Origin of the sequence: Vasconcelosia minhoensis LEGE 07310, from assembly GCF_015207255.1 — a bacterium.
Lineage (GTDB): Bacteria > Cyanobacteriota > Cyanobacteriia > Phormidesmidales > Phormidesmidaceae > Vasconcelosia > Vasconcelosia minhoensis.
Genome location: NZ_JADEXG010000001.1, coordinates 131,716 through 151,101, shown reverse-complemented (window position 1 = coordinate 151,101; position 19,386 = coordinate 131,716). Strand labels below are relative to the sequence as shown.

General features: G+C 52.1%; 20 protein-coding genes and 3 pseudogenes. 22 read left to right on the top strand and 1 reads right to left on the bottom strand.

Annotated elements, in window-relative coordinates:
- The first annotated feature begins 4 nt into the window (after positions 1–4).
- The 12 genes and pseudogenes from IQ241_RS00765 to IQ241_RS00710 all read left to right on the top strand — a co-directional run bounded on the left by IQ241_RS00765 (position 5) and on the right by IQ241_RS00710 (position 9,311).
- Entirely contained in the window at positions 5–376 is a 372-nt protein-coding gene (locus IQ241_RS00765; RefSeq protein WP_193904493.1) for a DUF1636 family protein, read from the top strand.
- A gap of 134 nt (positions 377–510) precedes the next feature.
- The gene (locus IQ241_RS00760; RefSeq protein WP_193904492.1) at positions 511–1,521 is read left to right on the top strand and encodes a helix-turn-helix transcriptional regulator; all 1,011 of its coding nucleotides are present in this window, start codon (positions 511–513) and stop codon (positions 1,519–1,521) included.
- A 75-nt stretch (positions 1,522–1,596) separates the two neighbouring features.
- Entirely contained in the window at positions 1,597–1,926 is a 330-nt protein-coding gene (locus IQ241_RS00755; RefSeq protein ID WP_193904491.1) for a DUF433 domain-containing protein, read from the top strand.
- Between the two features lie 14 nt (positions 1,927–1,940).
- A complete protein-coding gene (locus IQ241_RS00750) occupies positions 1,941–2,219 on the top strand; it encodes a DUF5615 family PIN-like protein (protein ID WP_228021244.1) in 279 nt (92 codons plus the stop codon).
- A 364-nt stretch (positions 2,220–2,583) separates the two neighbouring features.
- On the top strand, positions 2,584–5,247 hold the full coding sequence (locus IQ241_RS00745) for a TonB-dependent receptor domain-containing protein (protein ID WP_228021243.1): 2,664 nt from the start codon (positions 2,584–2,586) through the stop codon (positions 5,245–5,247).
- Positions 5,248–5,318: 71 nt separating this feature from the next.
- Complete coding sequence (locus IQ241_RS00740) at positions 5,319–6,335, top strand: ABC transporter substrate-binding protein (RefSeq protein WP_193904488.1); 1,017 nt, start codon at positions 5,319–5,321, stop codon at positions 6,333–6,335.
- 72 nt (positions 6,336–6,407) lie between these two features.
- A pseudogene (locus IQ241_RS00735) lies at positions 6,408–7,430 on the top strand (IS701 family transposase).
- Positions 7,431–7,488: 58 nt separating this feature from the next.
- Complete coding sequence (locus IQ241_RS00730; RefSeq protein WP_193904487.1) at positions 7,489–7,845, top strand: DUF1636 family protein; 357 nt, start codon at positions 7,489–7,491, stop codon at positions 7,843–7,845.
- 54 nt (positions 7,846–7,899) lie between these two features.
- Positions 7,900–8,211: a hypothetical protein gene (locus tag IQ241_RS00725; protein WP_193904552.1), complete on the top strand. Its 312-nt coding sequence runs from the start codon at positions 7,900–7,902 to the stop codon at positions 8,209–8,211.
- Between the two features lie 60 nt (positions 8,212–8,271).
- Positions 8,272–8,529 carry a DUF2281 domain-containing protein gene (locus IQ241_RS00720; protein ID WP_193904486.1) on the top strand — a complete coding sequence of 86 codons (258 nt, stop codon included), beginning with the start codon at positions 8,272–8,274 and terminating at the stop codon, positions 8,527–8,529.
- Positions 8,516–8,938 carry a type II toxin-antitoxin system VapC family toxin gene (locus IQ241_RS00715; RefSeq protein ID WP_193904485.1) on the top strand — a complete coding sequence of 141 codons (423 nt, stop codon included), beginning with the start codon at positions 8,516–8,518 and terminating at the stop codon, positions 8,936–8,938. Before IQ241_RS00720 ends, IQ241_RS00715 begins: the two co-directional genes overlap by 14 nt.
- On the top strand, positions 8,901–9,311 hold the full coding sequence (locus tag IQ241_RS00710; RefSeq protein WP_228021242.1) for a TonB-dependent receptor plug domain-containing protein: 411 nt from the start codon (positions 8,901–8,903) through the stop codon (positions 9,309–9,311). The genes IQ241_RS00715 and IQ241_RS00710 overlap by 38 nt, the downstream gene beginning before the upstream one ends.
- A gap of 246 nt (positions 9,312–9,557) precedes the next feature.
- On the opposite strand, the pseudogene IQ241_RS00705 reads toward IQ241_RS00710, so the two are convergent.
- Positions 9,558–10,132, bottom strand: a pseudogene (locus IQ241_RS00705) (Uma2 family endonuclease).
- A gap of 42 nt (positions 10,133–10,174) precedes the next feature.
- Here IQ241_RS00705 and IQ241_RS00700 point away from each other — a divergent pair.
- The 10 genes and pseudogenes from IQ241_RS00700 to IQ241_RS26095 all read left to right on the top strand — a co-directional run.
- On the top strand, positions 10,175–10,522 hold the full coding sequence (locus IQ241_RS00700) for a Uma2 family endonuclease (protein ID WP_193904483.1): 348 nt from the start codon (positions 10,175–10,177) through the stop codon (positions 10,520–10,522).
- Positions 10,523–11,069: 547 nt separating this feature from the next.
- Complete coding sequence (locus IQ241_RS00695; protein WP_193904482.1) at positions 11,070–12,095, top strand: chlorophyll a/b binding light-harvesting protein; 1,026 nt, start codon at positions 11,070–11,072, stop codon at positions 12,093–12,095.
- A gap of 85 nt (positions 12,096–12,180) precedes the next feature.
- Positions 12,181–12,492: a hypothetical protein gene (locus IQ241_RS00690; protein WP_193904481.1), complete on the top strand. Its 312-nt coding sequence runs from the start codon at positions 12,181–12,183 to the stop codon at positions 12,490–12,492.
- A 10-nt stretch (positions 12,493–12,502) separates the two neighbouring features.
- On the top strand, positions 12,503–13,570 hold the full coding sequence (locus IQ241_RS00685; RefSeq protein ID WP_193904480.1) for a chlorophyll a/b binding light-harvesting protein: 1,068 nt from the start codon (positions 12,503–12,505) through the stop codon (positions 13,568–13,570).
- 84 nt (positions 13,571–13,654) lie between these two features.
- Entirely contained in the window at positions 13,655–14,695 is a 1,041-nt protein-coding gene (locus tag IQ241_RS00680) for a chlorophyll a/b binding light-harvesting protein (protein WP_193904479.1), read from the top strand.
- Positions 14,692–16,254, top strand: coding sequence for a chlorophyll a/b binding light-harvesting protein (locus IQ241_RS00675; protein WP_193904478.1), 1,563 nt, complete (start codon positions 14,692–14,694; stop codon positions 16,252–16,254). Before IQ241_RS00680 ends, IQ241_RS00675 begins: the two co-directional genes overlap by 4 nt.
- Before the next feature lie 51 nt (positions 16,255–16,305).
- Complete coding sequence (locus tag IQ241_RS00670; RefSeq protein ID WP_193904477.1) at positions 16,306–17,019, top strand: phycobilisome rod-core linker polypeptide; 714 nt, start codon at positions 16,306–16,308, stop codon at positions 17,017–17,019.
- Positions 17,020–17,859: 840 nt separating this feature from the next.
- On the top strand, positions 17,860–18,372 hold the full coding sequence (gene fldA / locus IQ241_RS00665; protein ID WP_193904476.1) for a flavodoxin FldA: 513 nt from the start codon (positions 17,860–17,862) through the stop codon (positions 18,370–18,372).
- A 386-nt stretch (positions 18,373–18,758) separates the two neighbouring features.
- A complete protein-coding gene (locus IQ241_RS00660) occupies positions 18,759–19,058 on the top strand; it encodes a hypothetical protein (RefSeq protein ID WP_193904475.1) in 300 nt (99 codons plus the stop codon).
- A 113-nt stretch (positions 19,059–19,171) separates the two neighbouring features.
- A pseudogene (locus IQ241_RS26095) lies at positions 19,172–19,312 on the top strand (DUF1636 family protein); the annotation flags it as partial.
- Positions 19,313–19,386 lie beyond the last annotated feature (74 nt).

Here is a 19,386-nt window from a genome sequence, read left to right as displayed (position 1 = left end):
TTTCATGGCAAAGCATGTTCTAGTCGTCTGCGAAGCCTGCGGTACTCATTCTGAGGCGGATGCCAATCAAGAAACGGACGGCGTCCGCTTGCTTCATCAGCTCAGGGAACTGCACGAGCGGTGGCCGCGCAAGGATGAACTGACGATTGAGACAACGACCTGTCTGTGTATTTGTGAGAGGCCATGCGCGATCGCCTTCGTCGGCACCCACAAACCCACTTTCCTCTTCGGCGATTTAGACCCTGCAACCTGTGCCGCCGACTTGCTCACCGCCAGCGAACTCTACCTCGACAGCGAAGACGGCATGGTGCCTGCCTATCGTCTGCCAGCCCAACTTCGTCCTCGCCGGATTGCTCGAATTCCGCCTGCACCGTAGAGGGTGGATAGGCTTGCCCTGTTTGCGTAGCGTCTCCGCAGGAGAAACGGAGTCGAAGGGATGAACTGTAGGCCTATTGAGAATAAATTTCATCTAAGGTATAATCTTAACCATATCTGCACCACCTTAGACTCATGGCGATTACCTTCTCTCAAGAAGATTACCTGGAGATTATTGAGCGCTCATACGAAGCAAGCGTGACCTCAGTTCCGAATTCCCAGCAACCTTTAGATTTAACCTGGGCTTATCCCCAAGAACTGGGCAGCGGCTATCTTCGGACAGTCCGTATCCGGGAGGGCATTGTTTTAGATATTGCCGACTATCGCCCCCATGAAGACTTAGTAGTCGCAAGTGAAGACCGTGAGCACCCGTTAGAGCTGTGCTTTGTCTTGACGGGGGTAGCAGCATCAGAATTAACCTCTATCAGGGCCGGACAACATGGTTTTTGCGGTAGCGGTATGGCTCCAGGGGAAGTTTATCAAAAGACGGCCCATCGTCGTGAGTTTGAGGTCAGCATTCATATCGACCCGACGCTATTGGGGCAGTGGATAACGGGCTATTCTGGGGAACTACCAAATTCGCTCAGCCATCTCATCAAGCCATCCGATTGCACTTACTACTCCCAGGTCTGCACGACTCATTCAGCGATGCAGCAGGTTATTCAACAGATTTTGCAGTGTCCATTTCAAGGCTTTACCCAGCGGATGTATCTGGAGAGCAAAATTTGGGAATTGATGACCCTCCAGCTCGCCCAACTTCCAGATACCGATGAACCGCACCAAACCGCCAAGCCGCTAAAACCGGACGATGTAGAGCGCATCCATTACGCAAAAGAGATTTTGGTTTCTCGACTCAATGATCCGCCTACCTTAATTGAGCTGGCTCGATTAGCAGGAATCAACGATTGCAAGCTCAAAGCCGGGTTTCGCCAGGTGTTTGGCACTACCGTGTTTGGTTATTTGCATGACTGCCGCATGGAAAAGTCCCGCCAGTTGCTCGAAGCCGGAGAGATGTCAGTCTCCAATGCCGCTCAAGCCGTGGGATATGCCAATCGCAGCCACTTTGCGATCGCCTTTCGCAAAAAGTTCGGCATAAACCCCAGTGCTTACCGCAAGCGTCAGCCGCATTTTTGGCAGACGAGCTAAAAAGGCTGGTTATCGACAACCTTGACGCCAAGCGCTCTTGGTACTATGAGGAATATTACAAGTGGGTTAGCCACAATGATTCATGCACAAAATCTGACGCCAACGGAATATCCACATGTTGTGCTGACCCAGGAGCAGGTACCTGTGATCGAGGGGACGACGCTCAAGGTGGTTGAACTCGTAATGGCACAACGAGCCTATGGCTGGACTCCGGAAGAGATTCAAATCAATCATCGCAACGTGAGTATGAGCCAGATCTATGCGGCCTTGGCCTACTATTGGGACCATCGCAGCACACTAGACGCTGACATTCAGCGCCGCGAAAATTACGTCAAACAGTCAGAGCAAGAACATCAGGATTCGCCCTTTGTATCTCGTCTCAAATCTCAAGGGCTCTTATCTTGAGCATCTCATTCTACATGGATGAAAATGTTCATGGAGCAATTACGAACGGCCTGCGGCTGCGAAATATTGTCGTTCTGACCGTTCAAGAAGATGATCGCATCGGCATCTCGGATCCTGAAGTTTTGAACCGTGCCACCGAACTACAGCGGGTTCTCTTTTCTCAGGATGATGATTTACTGGCCGAAGCAAAGTCTCGGCAGACGAGATCCATTCGCTTCCCTGGTCTCGTATTTGCTCGTCAGTCACGGGTTTCGATTGGTACGTGTATTCGAGATCTGGAAATAATCGCTTAGTTAGCAAGGCCAGATGAGCTTGAAAATTGGGTTCAATTTTTGCCGCTATAAGTACGTTGTCGAAAATATTCTGAAGATGTCATTCCGACCGGAGGGAGGAATCTCAATCCTGCGTAGTGCACTGAGATATCTCGATTCTGCTCCCCTCCACTCGATATGACGTCTCGAAAGTTGATTTAGGGCAACCTACTTAGCCAATCCGATACTGCTGGTTATTCAGCCTAAGCCAAAAACCTCCGGCGATCGTTCAAAAAAGCTCCCGCCACCGTTCTAGAGCAGCTTCTATCGCTCACCTGCTTCCGGTAAACTTCTTGAGAAGTATTCCGATTTAGATGTGCAGTCCTATCCGGTGTTGTGGGAGTGAATGATGCGTCAACTGCAAAGACTATTTTGGCTTACGGGTATGTTTTTGGTGGTGCTGGCGTCAGCCGCCCGAGCAGACTCTTCAGAAACGTCCACCATTTCTGCGCCTGAGGTCGTTCCAGTAGAGGCTTCCCAATTTGGCGAAGAACCTGAACCAGCCACCAGCGTTGAGGAATGGATGGGCCAGTTTCAGGCTCAGGAGCAGACGGGTGCAGCGGCTGCGGAACTGGCCCAGGCTCTTACCCAGATTACGGGAGTCCAGGTCAGCGAAACGGAAAACGGGCTGGAGCTAACCCTGGAAGCAACTGGCCCCCTGGCGGAGCCTCAAACCTCGGTGATCGGCAATGCGCTGACGGCGGATATTCCCAATGCGGTGCTGGCCCTACCAGAGGGGGAGATGTTTGAGCAGTTTGGCCCGGCAGAAGGTATTGCCCTGGTCAGCGTCATGAATCTGCTCGATGGCGGTGTCAGGGTCTCAATTACGGGGGCGGAGGCGCCGCCGCAGGCTGAGGTGAGCACAGAAACCGGAAATTTGGTGCTGAGCGTGGTGCCGGGAGTGGCAACGGCTGCCGACGCTGATGATGCAGATGCGATTCAGGTGGTGGTAACGGCGACTCGCACGGAGGAAGAGATTCAGGACGTGCCGCGTAGTGTGACGGTGGTGACCCGCGAGCAGATTGAGGAGCAAACCAACCTCAATACCAACCTGCCAGACATTCTCGGTCAGACTGTACCTGGGTTTAATCCCCCTAGTTTTAACTTCAATAGCGGCGGAGAACGATTACGGGGGCGAGACCCACAGGTTTTGATTGATGGGGTTCCGGTAAGCACCAACTTCAATGCACTTTCTTCGTATTTCAGGAGTATTCCACCGGGTGCCATCGAGCAGATCGAAGTCGTTCGGGGACCCTCAGCCGCTTATGGAGCAGGGGCAACGGGGGGTGTGATCAACATCATTACTCGTCGTCCTAGCGAGGAGGAATTAACGGCAACGGTAGAAGCGCGCGTCAATTCTCGGGGAGACTTCGTCGCCGAGAGCTTTGGCAACTATCTCGGATTTAACATTTCGGGCAATGTGTCGCCGGTGGACTATGTGCTTAACTTCTCAACCGAAGGTTTTGGCTATGCCTTTGATGGGGCCGGCGATCGCATCCCAGGCGACGGTCAAATCGTACAAGACGCCCGTAATATCAACATCTTGGGCAAGTTGGGCGTGAACATTGGTGAAAATCAGCGCCTCCAGTTCAGCGTCAATCACTTGGATGAAAGCAGCGATACCATAGAATTTATCGTCGATCCGAGTGTGGCAGATGATCCCGATGCCGACAAAGCCCGCGCCTTACCAGTGGACTTAGAGTGCATTGATGTCATTTGCGAAGATGCACGGAGATTCACGACGCTTAACCTCAACTATAGCAACGCCGATATCTTCGGCAGTGAGCTTCGCCTGCAAGGATTTTATCGTGACAGTTTTACTTCACTTGGCGCACCTTTTGAAGATACCTTTTCAGCCGACTTTCCTGGATCGAGCTTAGGGTCTTTTATTGTACGTCAGGCAGAGTTCGAGGGCTTTGGCGGACGACTTGAAATTGAAACGCCTATTTCTACAACCTTTAACTTGCTCTGGGGGGCTGACTATAACAATGATAAAGTGGTTCAGCCCTATACCGTCCTAGATGATGAATTTGTCACCAGTGGATTTCGGGTTGCTAGAGCCGATCGGGTTGTCAACTTCACTCCACTCTACACGGTTGAAAGTTTGGGGGTCTTTGCCCAAGCACAATGGGATATCACCCCCCGTTGGCTACTCAGTGGTGGAGCACGATACGAAAATATCGGACTGAGCGTGGATGACTATACCGCTATTTTGTTTCAAGGAGAACAGATTGATGTAGAAGGGGGCAACCTCAGTGCGGACGATGTAGTATTCAACATTGGTACGGTCTACGACCTGACCAATGAACTCGGCATCTTTGCTAGCTTTTCTCAAGGTTTTGGCGTGCCAGATTTTGGTCGAATTTTGCAATTTCCGCCTTTTACATCCGTGGAAAATGATCTCGGCTTCACGGCACCGCAGGTCGTTAATAACTACGAATTGGGGGTTCGCGGAGACTGGCAAGCTGTGCAGTTTTCCCTGGCCGGTTTTTTTAATCAATCTGACCTTGGAGTCAACTTTGCGCTTGATGCCGATGGTCGAACTGAGGTTATCCGTGCTCCCGAGCGAATCTATGGGGTTGAGGCAACGGTTGATTGGCAACCCAGTGAAATCTGGCAGCTTGGTGGACTCATCAGTTGGTTTGAAGGCGACATTGATCCGGACGATGATGGTGATTTTGAACCCCTCAACTCATTCACAATTTCGCCACTCAAAATTACCGCCTATGTGGAAAATGAAACCTTACCCGGATGGCGTAATCGCTTCCAGGCGTTGTTTGTGGGGGGGCGCGATCGCGGCCCTCTTGTAGAGACTGATAGCTATTTTGTGCTGGATTACATTAGCAGCATTGACATCGGTCCAGGGTCGCTGCAAATTGGCATTCAGAATTTGCTAGATACCGAATATTTTCCATTTTTGTATCAAGTAAGAAGTCGGGGAGGTAGAACAGAAAATGCTCTTGCTGCCCCAGGCAGAGCCATTAGCATTGGCTATCGCGTTACGTTTTAGTCCACGATGAAGAGTAAGAGGCTGAGAAAGAAGATTTTCTCTTTTTCAGCCTCTCGATTGAAATTAGATCTATGACAATTAACCAAAATTTATTTTCATCGCTACACAGCTTGTTGAAAATGCAGATGTATAAGGCTATTCATCTATTTCTAGTAGGTGTACTTATATTCGCTACAGCGTCAGGGTGTAGTGGCAATATATCTGACAGCACAACTAACCGACACAGCCCTGCTTTATCCAACTCACCACCGACTTCAACCCGAGTCGTTGAACATGCTATGGGCAAAACCAATGTGCCAGTCAACCCACAACGAGTAGTGGCGATAGAACCTTGTTCACTTGATCATGCGCTCGCTTTAGGGGTTAAGCCTGTAGGTACTTCACATCATTACATGAAGAGATTGCATTCAGATGAAACAGTTGAGGGAATTGAAGATACAGGCCATCCAGTTGATTTAGAGAAGGTTCTTGCTCTTAAACCAGACTTAATTTTAGGTAATGCCTGGGCTGCTGATGAGACAATTTACGACCTCTTATCACAAATAGCACCCACTGTCATCGTTGAAGATAAAAATGGGTCAGAATGGCAAGAGTCGTTAGCGGTATATGCAGATGCTTTGGGAAAAGGAGATGCAGCAAAGAAAATTGTAGAAGCTTACTATACTCGACTGGAGGAGTTTAAAGCTCAAATGGGTGAACGGCTTCAGAACACCAAAGTTTCAGCGATCGCTATTTATCCAACTGGCTTCGATCTTTACCCCGAATCTACATATATTGGCTCAATACTAAAGGATGCTGGATTACCCCGCCCTCCAAGTCAATCTCAATTTTCTAGTGAATCGAATCGTCAGTTACATGGTCTTAGTAAGGAGCATATTCCAGACTTAGACGGTGATATCTTGTTGATTCTAAACGTTAATAGTCCTGATACACAGGAAGCATTAAAGCAACTCAGAGAAGAGCCACTTTGGTCACAATTGAAGGCAGTTCAGGAAGATAGAGTATATGGCATGGAGCTTTATTCAATGTCCTGTGGGCCAATTGCAGTTAATTCCGTAATTGATGACCTATTCAAATATCTAGTATAGGACTTACGCATTGACAAAGCGGACACTTTGTGAGGTGATGCAGGTATCCCTCCGGCCAGCGAGCTAACCAAGATGCGTCAGCTAACGAAAGCGTCTACTGCTCAGTGTAACTGTAGCTTGTACACCCTGTATCTACTGGCAGAGCCCAGGTATGTCAGCTGTGTACGCTTAGCCGAGATCCTCGAAACGGTGAGTCATGATAGTGTCAATCGGTTTTTGCTGCGGGAGCGATACACCGCAGCAGACTTATTTGACGAAGTCAAAGGGGAGGTGAACCTGGTCGGCGGCAGCCTGAGTGTGGACGATAGTGTTGAGGATAAGCCCTATCGAGACCTAGAGAAGAGCGCCTTCATTGGATATTTCTGGTCCGGCAAGCACAACCGCAGCGTCAAAGGGATTAATCTGATCACTTTGTACTACACCGACCTAGCAGGCAATGCCTACCCAGTCAACTTTCGCATCTACGATAAACGGGAGGGCAAAACCAAGAACGACTACTTTCGCGAGATGGTGCTAGAAGTCAAGCAGTGGGGGCTTGAGCCGAGATGGGTGACAGGCGATAGTTGGTATTCAAGTCTGGAGAATCTGAAGTTTCTCAGAAACGAGAAAGTCGGCTTTCTATTCGGCATTGCTGCCAATCGCAAAGTCTCCTTAGTGCGGGGACAGGTCGTGCAGGTGAAGACCTTAGAGATTCCCAAGTCAGGTCTGATGGTTTACCTCAAAGAGTTTGGTTGGGTGAAGGTGTTTTGTCAGCCGTTCCAGCACGAACCGCGTTACTACATCTTATATCGACCCGAGCTAGAGGCCCTAGAGCAGCTGTCTCAAGCTGACTTCAAGCAGCTGCATGACGAGCATTGGCAGATCGAGTGTTTTCATTGAGTCATCAAGCAGGTGTGTAACATCGAGCGGTTTTATGTCCGTGATCAACATGCGATTCGGAATCACGTCTATTGCGCGATACGGGCCTTTGTCAAGTTGCAACGGTTGTCTATTCAGGGGGTGATTAGGAACTGTTATGCGCTATCGCGGCAATTGTTCGTGCCGGTCATTCGTCAGTTCATCCAAGACCATGCCACAGCAGCAACCTTTGCCTGATACTATCTTGTACCATTTGTCAATGCGTAACTTCTATAGTAGATGATCAGTAAGATCTATGTCCAAACACATCTTATTTGTTTGCCAGTCCTGCAACGATGCTGCCCACAAACGCATAAAGCCCTCCCAGGGCGCTCAACTGCTAGAGCAGCTCAACACCCTTCAAGCCCAAGACTCACCCATCACCATTCAACCCGTCGATTGCCTGTGGATGTGCAGCAGAGCCTGCGTGGTTTCAGTCTCTGCCCCCAATCGGCCCACCTATCTGTTCACCGACCTGCCCCTTGCCGACAGCGCCGCCGCCCTGCTCCAGTTCGGCGAGCTCTACCGCAACAGCCACAACGGCGACATCCCCTGGAAGCAGTGTCCAGAAGCACTGCAATCCGCCCAAGTCGCCAAAATTCCAGCAGTCTAGAAAGGATGAGTGCCATACTAGAAAGGGCACTCAGGACATGGAAAAGGCTGAACGATGAAAACCATAGAAACGTTCACGCAGTGTCTCCAACGGAGAATCGCCACAGCCAACCATGAAGGCAAGCTGATCATTGAGCTGGTATCAGATTTACCACCAGGAACCCATCGCGCAATATTGGTAATTGACGAGGCATTATTAGCACCAACCACGGCAGCTAGCGCAGATTTGACCACACAACCAGAATTTGTCAAAACAGCCTGGACAGCTTTGCGTGCCCACGCTGGCACGGTAGAGATGCCAGAAGATTGGTCAAGGGAGCATGACCACTATCTTTACGGCACCCCAAAACGAATAATCGACCAATGAGCAAAGTGCGCGCGTTCCTCTCCTTTAATCGTCATTACATAATACATACCGGAATTTATTATGTTTAGTTTAAAACAAATTCAAAAAGACATTCAGGAGCTGCCCGAAGACGCTCAAGCACTACTAGCAGATTTTATTGAGATTCTGAAAAAGCGCTACTCCAAGTCCACTCAGCCAGAGTCAAAGTCTGAGAAAAGCCCCTGTCAGCAATTCAAAGAGGGTGGATTCATTGGCTGTGTTGCCGTTGAAGAAAATCTTTCTACAAACTACAAGCAAGTGCTGTCTGAGCAATTGAGTGCAAAATATGATCATCGTTGATACAGGCTTTTGGCTGGCACTCGTTGACCAGAAAGATACGTATCATCAAGCTGCTAATCAGGCTTTTCAGAAGTATGATGAGCCGTTGGTTATTGCTTGGCCTGTCATGACTGAGACTTGTTACCTTTTACTTAATCGAAAAGGAATTCAGGCCCAGTTGAAATTTATAGATAACTACAGGCAAAACCTCTTCGCAGTTTTTGACCTAGAGATTAAGCACGGGAAAAAAATTGTGCAGCTTATGCAGCAATATGCAAATTTGCCGATGGATTTATTTGAAAGCTTGGAAATTCGCCGGGGGCCAAGATTCTATCATCCAGTATTAGCTAAGCTAAACGTGGATACTCAGAGCCCTTCACCCCTGCCTGCCCATGATGCGCCACACCCTGAAATCGCTCTCCGTCCTTAGTCTCTGGGGCAGCATGACCTTACTCCTCACCTCGCCCGTCGCCGCCCGGTCGAACCCTGTGCAACTGGCAACCTCTTGCCTTCCCGGTGGTGCCGATGCTCCCCTGACTCAGGGGAGCATCATTGCCCGAGAGCAGATTGAGCGGCGATCCAGCACGGTTCGAAATCTGCAGGACATCCTTACATCCGAAGTGCCGGGATATACTAGCCTTGGCGATCGCCACCCCAGCCTGCGCGGGCAGCCCGTGACCATCTTTATCGATGGCGTACCCGTCGCCGCTGATGCAGAGCTGCTGTCAACCCTTGACTCCGACCTAGTTGAGCGCATTGAGGTGATTCCAGGCTCCAGCCTGCTGTGTTCGGGTCGAGCTTAAATCGAGTCCTTCCTACTTACTGTAAAGACCAAACCTGTACCATCGGCATCGGCCCAGTTTCCTAATCGCTGAACCAATCTTGAATTTCGGTTGCCCGTATCCTATTGGTCAACTCTATCTCGTCAGCAAAAACGGCGACATCCCCTGGAAGCAGTTTCCAGAAGCGCTGCAATCCGCCAGTGTCGCAAAGATTCCATCCTTATCAGATAATTCAACCCGAAGGAGATATTGCAAGAGCTGAGTGACCTACAAAATTTGCCTCAAACTCATCGCAAATCCAGGCAACACGGGTTCCGCTGATAGCTCAGTCGGCGAGTCCAGCACCTTTACGGCTTGACCCAAGCCGTAAACCTCCACCTGCCGATTCTGAGGATTGATCAGCCAGCCCAATCTGAGGCCGTTCTCCAGATAGTCCTGCATCTTGACCTGCACATCTGAAAGGGTATCGCTGGCAGACCGCAACTCAATTGCAAAGTCAGGGCAGAGGGGCAAAAACTTGTCGGGTCGGGATTTAGCGCTTCTAGCCGCTCTCGTTGCACCCAGGCGGCATCCAGCGAACGGATCGCCCCGTTCGGAAGCCGAAAGCCTGTAGAAGAGTCAAACCCGATGCCTGTTCCATCTGCATCCGCCCAATTACCCAACTGCTGAGCAATCCTAAAGTTGCGGTTGCCCGTTTCCCAACCTGTCGGCGGCATAATAATCAGCTTTCCTTCAGCCGTACGCTCTAGCCGCAGGTCGCGGTTAACCTGACAGAGTCGATAGAACTGCTCGTCACTCAGGTCAATATCTGCGGATTGAAGTTCCAAGGTGAGAGCCATCATCGCCAAACCTGCCATATTCTTGTGCAATTCTAACGCGGTTTGATGAGTCGGTTAAGCGCAGAGCACGTGGCGCTCTTGGCCCGACGCAATACCATTCGGCTAACTATGCCCCCGCCCCTGGTCGTGATTGAAGTCGTCAGCCCCGTCGTCAGCCCCAGAGAGCTCCAGTGGCAGCAAGACTATGTGGCTAAACGGATGCAGTACCAGGACGTAGGCATCCCAGAATATTGGGTTGTGAATCCGCAAGCGCAAACGGTGCTGATACTGGCGCTAGAGGGGGATACTTTTAGCGAAATAGGCGTATTTTCTGGCGAAGATCAGGTGCGATCGCGTCAGCTGACCGACCTATCTCTGACTCCCAATGCCCTGTTTGCCGCTGGAGCCGACTAATGCCCGAGACTCCCGTGGTGGCTGATGGCGGCTCGCTCTCTACCAGCCTGGTTACTGCTGGAGAGCAGAGATAATTAACAAATTTTAATCAATATTAGCTCTCAACAAACGGGTCATATAGGCAGTCTGCGTTGAGCCGTGAGCCGCGATAGATGATTTTCGTTTTCAAGTAGACTGCGCTAGCAGCCCAAGAATTCTGCTCGTCAGTATCCCATGACACCAGATTAGATTTTTATCCTGGCAGCGTACTGTGTTCTGAGAAATGACTTAATTCCCTAGAATTCCCTAGAATTTCATAGAATTTCATAGATCTGGACTAAAGGATCGGGCCTGGAGCCGACACCTAGAGGAAGGGTGATTAGTCTAATTCCGGAAGCTAATCTATCGGAAGAAAGATGCTTTTCTCAGAACTGGTAGGTTGCGCAACATAAGTTTATCGTTTACTTATTGAGATCTATTCCGATCTATGTTTGAATAGCCTTGTTGAGAAATGAAATCAACAAGCATTCATGACCAAGCATATTCCTGAATTGAGGATGAGAGCTTTATGCAAACTTACGACCAGAGAGATGTGACCTACGACTGGTGGGCGGGCAATGCTCGCTTTGCCGAAATGTCAGGCTTGTTTATTGCGGCCCACGTTGCTCAAGCCGCGCTGACTACCCTGTGGGCAGGGTCTTTTACTCTATTTGAACTGTCCTGGTTCGACCCTGGGTTGCCCATGGGTGAGCAGGGCTTAATTTTGCTGCCGCACCTGGCCACTTTGGGCCTCGGCATAGGTGAAGGCGGTCAGGTGGTGAATACCTATCCCTACTTCGTCGTGGGTGTCGTTCACCTGATTTCTTCGGCAGTGCTGGGGGCTGGAGCCCTATTTCACACCTTCAAAGCGCCTGCCAATTTGAAGGATGCCAAGGGGCCAGCTCGTAGGTTCCATTTTGAATGGGATGACCCGGCCAAGCTAGGACTGATTCTAGGTCATCACCTGCTGTTTTTAGGCGCAGGAGCGCTGCTGCTGGTGGCTAAGGCTACGATCTGGGGCGGCCTCTACGATGCGACGACTCAAACGGTGCGAACCGTCCAGCCGACCCTCGACCCGCTGGTAATCTACGGCTATCAAACTCACTTTGCCAGCATTACCAGTCTAGAAGACCTGGTCGGCGGCCATGTCTATGTTGGGGTGCTGCTGATTGCCGGAGGCGTTTGGCATATTCTGGTGCCGCCGCTGAAGTGGGCTAAGAACCTGCTGATATTTTCTGGAGAAGCTATCCTGTCTTACTCCCTGGGAGGAATTGCCCTGGCGGGATTCGTGGCCGCTTACTTCTGCGCGGTCAATACGCTAGCCTATCCGCCGGAGTTTTACGGACCTCCTCTGGAGATAAAGCTGGGAATTACGCCCTACTTCGTCGATACGATAGCGCTGCCGATGGGAACCCATACCTCTCGCTGCTGGCTGGCCAATGCCCACTTCTTTCTGGCGTTCTTCTTCCTCCAGGGTCATCTGTGGCACGCTTTGCGGGCCATTGGGTTTGACTTCCGTCGGGTGGAACAGGCGCTGAGCGCAACTGAGGTCTGACCTCACCATCAGCTGATTCTGCTCAACCGCAAGCGCCCAGATCGGGTTTTGGGCGCTTGCCCACTTTCCTGGAGGAACGCTAACTATGCCGGTCTCTGAACACCTGCTAGCCGTACTGTTTCCCTTTGTCATCTGGGGCGTGTTGGTAGGGTTTGTGCTGTCGCTGTTATTCGCGATTGAAGAGGGCTATCAGCGGCTGCGAAGACTGCACCAGATTCCCTGCTACCGCTGTCGGTACTACACGCGCAGTCCCCATCTGAAGTGCCCGGTGCATCCGACGGAGGCGCTGTCAGAGGACGCTATCCACTGCCGCGACTATGAAATTTTGGCGCGATCGCGGTCATCCCCCAATCCCAAGCCGCTGAAGAAATGGCTTTTGAATTTGATTCATTTTTAAGGATCTGACGATGAGTAACGGAATTTTTTGGACCCCGGTACTGCGATCGCTGGGCTGGTCAGTGCAGACGACGCCAGCGGTGAGGGCACCGCTGCTGGCGGGCAACATCCGCTTTAAAGATCTCTCGGGACGACTGTTGGGAGCCCATGTGGCCCACGCCGGACTGATTGTCTTCTGGGCCGGGGCAATGACGCTGTTTGAGCTATCGCGCTTTGACCCCAGCCTGCCGATGTACGAGCAAGGTTTAATTCTACTGCCCCACCTGGCTACCCTGGGCCTGGGCGTGGGGGCGGGCGGCGAGGTTATTGACCTCTATCCCTACTACGCCATCGGCATGGTGCATTTGATTAGCTCAGCCGTGCTGGGGGCTGGTGGTCTCTACCACGCGGTGCTCGGCCCTGAAAAGCTCGATCAGGAGGGCTTTGGCTACGACTGGCAGGACGGTCGTAAAATGACCACAATTTTGGGCATCCATCTGGTGCTGTTGGGGGTCGGAGCCCTGCTGCTGGTACTCAAGGCAACCCGCTTTGGCGGTCTCTACGACCCGCTGACAGAACAGGTACGGCTGGTGCAGCCCAATCTCAATCCGGCCCGCGTCTTCGGCTACCTGTTGGGTTTTAGCCCCCATGGCTGGACGATTACCGGGATGGCCAGCGTAGACAATTTGGAAGATGTCGTTGGTGGCCATGTCTGGGTCGGTCTGCTCTGCATTGGCGGCGGGATCTTTCATATTGTCTCCAAGCCCCTGACCTGGGCTAAACAGCGGCTGGTGTGGTCCGGTGAAGCCTATCTGGCTTACAGCCTGGGAGCTCTGGCGATCGCGGGTCTGAGCGCAGCCGTCTTCGTCTCAGTCAACGAAATTGCCTACCCCAGCGTCTTCTATGGCCCCGTCATTGGCACGTCCGAATCGGTGCGCACTGCGCTGGCTAGCGTCCATGCCGGGCTAGGCTTTCTGGCCCTGCTGGGGCATCTGTGGCATGCCTATCGGGCTCGCACCGCCGCTCGGGGCACCTTCTTTGACGTCATGGCCGATGCTGCGCCAGTGACGGTAGATGCGGTGACGGGATCTGCCACCTGAGGCTAGTTTGATCGCTGTCTCTAGCGCTGAGCGATCGCAATCTGCAATTTGAATTTTCTCAATCTCAATTCGGAGAACTACGCTATGATCGCTGCTGTTGACAATGTCAATACCCAAATTCCTCGACGAGCGGGCAATGCTCGTCTGATTCACCTCTCCAACCGGCTTTTGGGAGCTCATGTCGCCCATGCTGGGCTGATTGTGTTCTGGGCCGGGGCCATTACCCTGTTTGAGGTGGCCCAGTTTGACCCAACCCTGCCGATGTATGAACAGGGGCTGATCGTCCTGCCCAACCTGGCCCGTCTGGGGTTTGGCGTGGGTGAAGGCGGTGCGGTTGTGGATATCTATCCCTACTTTGTGATTGGGGCATTGCATCTGATTAGCTCTGCTTTTCTGGGAGCGGGCGGCCTTTTTCACTCCCTTAGAGGACCGGCGAAGTTAGAGAATAAATTTCCTTTCTTCGGCTATCGCTGGGACGACACCGACAAAATGACCACGATTTTGGGCATTCATCTGGTGCTGCTGGGGCTGGGTGCCTTTCTGCTCGTGGCCAAGGCGATGGCCTTCGGCGGGCTGTATGATCCGGTGGTACAAAACGTCCGGGTGATTACCAACCCCACCCTGAACCCGGCCACTATCTTCGGCTATCTGTTGGGCACCGAGGGCCAGTTTTGGCTGGCCAGCGTCGATCGCCTGGAAGACGTTGTGGGTGGCCACATCTGGGTTGGAGCAATGTGTCTACTGGGCGGCCTCTGGCACATTCGCACCGCTCCCCTGCCCTGGACAAAGAATCTGTTTGTCTGGTCGGGCGAAGCCTACCTGTCCTACAGTATCGGCGCGGTGAGTCTAATGGCCTTTATCGCTACGCTGTTTGTGTCGGTCAACGCGGTGGTATATCCTCCCGAGTTTTATGGGCCCACGCTAAACCTTGTGTTTAATCGCTTTCCGGTGTTTGTCAGCCCCGACGGAGCCCTGACGGCTCGGGTTTGGCTGGCCAATGCCCACTTCTGGCTGGGATTCTTCTTTTTACAGGGGCACCTGTTCCACGCTCTGCGGGCGGCGGGCTACAGCTTTACCGCAGGCAAAGTGACTGAATCCACTCGCGGCGAGGTAAGCCTACCATGACCACAGCTCAAACCAATCCGCTCAAGCCCCTTGGCTTTTCGACCGACACCGCTGCAGCCAGGAACTACGTGGCTGATTCGCTCAACCCCTATTCCTGGTGGGCCGGTAACTTTCGCTTTGTGGATCAGTCTGGGAAGCTGCTGGGGGCTCATGTCGCCCACGCCGGGCTGATTGTCTTCTGGGCCGGGGCGATGACCCTGTTTGAGCTGTGGCGCTTTGACCCCAGCCTGCCGATGTATGACCAGGGCCTGATTCTGCTGCCCCATCTGGCCACGTTGGGTCTGGGCATCGGGGCCAATGGTCAGGTGGTGGATGTCTATCCCTACTTTGCCATCGGGGTGGTTCACCTGGTCAGCTCTGCGGTTTTGGGCGCGGGGGGCATCTACCACGCAGTGCTGGGACCGGCCAAGCTGGATCAAAAAGGCTTCGGCTACGACTGGCAGGACGGTCGTAAAATGACCACGATCCTCGGCATCCATCTGGTGCTGCTGGGGGTCGGAGCGCTGCTGCTAGTGATTAAGGCGGTCTTTGCCGGGGGCCTGTATGACCCCGCCGTCGCCAATGTGCGGCTGATTACTCAGCCCACTCTCAACCCGCTGAGAATTTTTGGCTACCTGGTCGGCCTTACCCCCGAGGGTTGGACGCTTCAGGGGATGGCCGCCGTCAATAACCTGGAAGATGTGGTCGGCGGTCACCTGTGGATTGGCACAATCTGCATTCTGGGCGGCCTCTGGCATATCCGCACTGCGCCTACGAGCTGGGCCAAGGGGCTGTTTGTCTGGTCAGGCGAAGCCTATCTGGCTTACAGTCAGGCCGCGCTGGCCTATATGGGCTTTTTGGCAGCCTACTTTGTCTGGGTGAATGGCACGGTGTACCCGGAAGTGTTTTACGGACCTTTAGGCACGACTAGCGCCGACGGGGTGATCACGCCGCGCACCTGGCTGATGCTGTTCCACGTGGTTTTGGCCAGCCTGCTGCTGGCAGGACATTTCTGGCACGGCCTGCGATCGCGCGCGATCGCGGCGGGCTATGACTTCAGCAAAATGAAGTTCAATCCGGGTGCCGTCTACGGCGATACCCAGTTCAACCGTGAGCCATTGTTTGAAGGGATCGTGCAGCCCGCGCAGAACAACCCGCAGCTGGGCAATCTGGCCACTCCCCTGAACAGTAGCTCGCTCAGCCGCACCTGGATCAAAAATCTGCCAATCTATCGCGCCGGTCTCTCGCCGGTGACACGGGGGCTAGAAATTGGCATGGCCCACGGCTATCTGCTGCTGGGGCCGTTCCTCAAGCTGGGGCCGCTTCGCAACAGCGACCAGGCCCTCCTAGCCGGATTGGGCAGCGCCACTGGCCTGGTTGTGATTTTGAGCCTGTGTCTGTTTATCTACGGCGGCGCGGTGTTTCAGAGGCAGGAACAGCCCAGGGGCAATCTGCCGACCAATCTGAAAACCTACAGCGACTGGAGCCTGTTTACCTCGGGTTTCCTAATCGGCGGCATCGGCGGCGTGCTCTTTGCCTGCTTTATTCTGCTGGAAATCGGACGGGCCGGGATTGGGTAAAGCCCTGCCTCTGCTCAAACGTTTACTCAAATTTTGCGGAGATGCTTAACAATGACCATTCCTCTATTAGGCTATCCCCTCTCTAGCCAAAACCAGCGGGTTGAGGGCTTTGAAGTGCCGGGGGAGGAACAGCCCCGGCAGTACACGCTGGACAACCTGCCCGCCCGGGCAGAAATGGATGAGGTGATCTGGGCGGCCTATCGACAGATTTTTAACGAGCAGCAATTGATTGCGGCCCATCGGCAGGTCGCGCTGGAATCTCAGCTGCGCAGCGGCCAGCTGACAATGCGAGATTTTATTCAGGGCCTGCTGCTCTCTGACTCATTTCGCAGACTGAATTATGAAACGAACAATAACTACCGCTTCGTGGAGCTCTGTATTCAGCGGATTTTGGGTCGCCCTGTGTACAATAATCAGGAGAAACTGGCCTGGTCGATTGTGCTGGCGACAAAAGGGCTTCAGGGGTTTGTCAAGGCGCTGCTAGGCAGCGAAGAATATTTAGATCACTTTGGCGACTACACCGTACCCTACCAGCGCCGACGGATTTTGCCCCAGCGATCTCAGGGTGAGCTGCCCTTTGCCCGGATGGCTCGCTATGACCGCCATCACCGGGATGGACTGTATCGCTCTGGACAGCTGCGAAAATTTAGTACTGGCGTAGTTGACCGCAGTGCCAATGTCTACCGCAAAATCCTTTTCCTTGTACCAGCGACGTCTTTAGCTTTGCTGGTAGCGACCCTAGCCCTAGTTGCTGCCCCAAAATAGCCATATTGTCAATATCACAGATTATCATGAAACCCTCTAAAAACCACTCAAATACAGCTCATGAACGGGTTAGCGAGATTCAATTCGCTCCTGAAGAACCAGTTGTTCAGCCCTTGAGCCCTTCCAGACGAGCCGAACTCTGGAGCGGACGCTTTGCTATGGTGGGGTTTGTAACCGCTATGGCTGCGATCGTTGTTCGGTCAACTACATGAGAAACCTACAACCCAGAGCCTGATCATGAACCCATCTACTCGTGTTGCCTGTGGTTTTTTGGGAGGAACCATTCTCTCGGTGGAAGGAGGCTATCGGGTGCTACAGCATCCCCACTCAGAGCGAGTTTTTTCTCGGATAGCTGATGCCCGCTGGTTTTTAGCAGTGAGCTGGTGCGATCGATGTCCTACTCCTGCCGGTATCCTCACCCATACAGGGCAACTCTCGTTTCGGAATCTGGCCGCTTTAGCAACCGGAGAAACGGCTTTCTTACCTTTAGAGCACCGCAAGGCGATATTCAACGCTGGTTTATCTCTAAGTCCAGGAGAGTCTAGCCCTTACGAGATTCAGCCAGGTTGCCACCGGATAGAAATCTTGGGACTTGAAATCGATCCCCGCTATGGCAAAGTCGCAATTGTAAGAACACTCAAATCTAGGACAACAGCACACACTTAAAGATTCAGTTGTCATAGGGCGTCGTACTGTGAATAGTCGCCTACTATTGAAAGATCTTATCGGATTATCTTGGCAAAAGCTGCTCTCAGCTGACTCATAGGTGTATACTGGGCCTATTGAAAATAATTCCCAAGAATGACGCAGGCAAGAATAACGTAGGGATCAAGGACAACTATGGCTAAAATAGGTTTAATCTATGGCTCAACCACGGGTAAGACTATGGATGTGGCGGAACAAATTCAAGCCGCGCTTGGTGGCGACGCAGTGGTTGACTTGAAAGACATTGCCGAGATCGAACCCAGCGCACTGGCTGAGTATGAGTATCTGATTATTGGCTGCCCAACCTGGAATATTGGAGAACTCCAAGATGACTGGGCGGGGGTGATTGACGAGCTAGACGACATCGACTTTAGTGGTAAAACTGTCGCCTATTTTGGCACAGGAGACCAGGTGGGGTACGCTGACAACTTCCAGGACGCAATGGGAATACTCGAAGAAAAGATTTCTAAGCTCGGTGGCAAGACCGTTGGCTACTGGCCTACCGACGGTTATGAGCATAACGAATCTCTGGCTATCCGCGATGGCAAATTTTGCGGGCTGGCGATAGACGAAGACAATGAATCTGACCAAACAGAGCAGCGTATCCAAGCCTGGACAGCTCAAATTAAGCAAGAAATCGGACTGTAAGCATTTCCCGGCTCTCTGAAAGAAAGTTTCGAGAGCGCTTCGGGTTTCATCGATGGATCCTCTCAAATCCAGGTCAAGCTCATCTCTCAAAATGAGAGATGAGCTTTTTCTTATCCTTTTCAGTTGGCTATTGACCTCGATGCTAAACACTTGAGCCCGCTCTCAGCAGTTCAGAAATCGGTATAGAAGGAGGTCTGCGGATTTTGCATAGGAATGAGATGCGCCCCTTACGTCTCTAGGGGGATATTTTTCTTTAGCTGCTCAACTAGTATACTCTTGATAAGAATCTGTCTCATTAGATTGCTCTCAAGAGAGGCTGCTTTCAGAGCGTTTGCCTTGGGAGTTTTTCAAGAATACCAGCCACTTACAGACAAAGGAGATTGACCATGACTTTCCCTGACAATGAGCGTCGCGACGATATCATTTACTACCTGCTCAACAAAGCAAAGCATACTGAGGAAGTGGCCCAGGATATTAGCTTCTATCCCGACGACTTTGACGATAAGGTCGTAAAAAAAGCCGATGTTCAGAAGCACTTACAATATGTGATTGAGAACGGCTACCTGAACGGCAGACTCGCTGATGAAACTGCTGCGGGTGATGACGCGCCGCTAGCGGTCTGTAAAAATGCGCAGCTCACCTTAGAGGGGAGTCAGGTACTGAGAAACAAGTACTTTATGGTCTAGCTCCTTGGCAAATCTGCACGAGTCTGGTGACAATTGCCCAACCCAAGGCTACTACCAGGGTAAACCCTAACAGTAACTTGCCTCTAGGCTTGACCTGATGCGCCGACCTCAACACCACTACCTGCGCCGCCGACCTGCTGTCTGTTAGTAAACTCTATCTCGACAGTGAAGACGGCAGGATGCCTGCCTATCAGCTACCTGCCAAACTTCGTCCTCATCGTCTTGCCCGGATTCCTCCGGCTCCGTCACTCTAGCGGTCAAGGGGTTGCAACACGATCGTCTTCTTGTTGACAAGCAATCCAGGTTAGATGATAATAAATCGCAACTG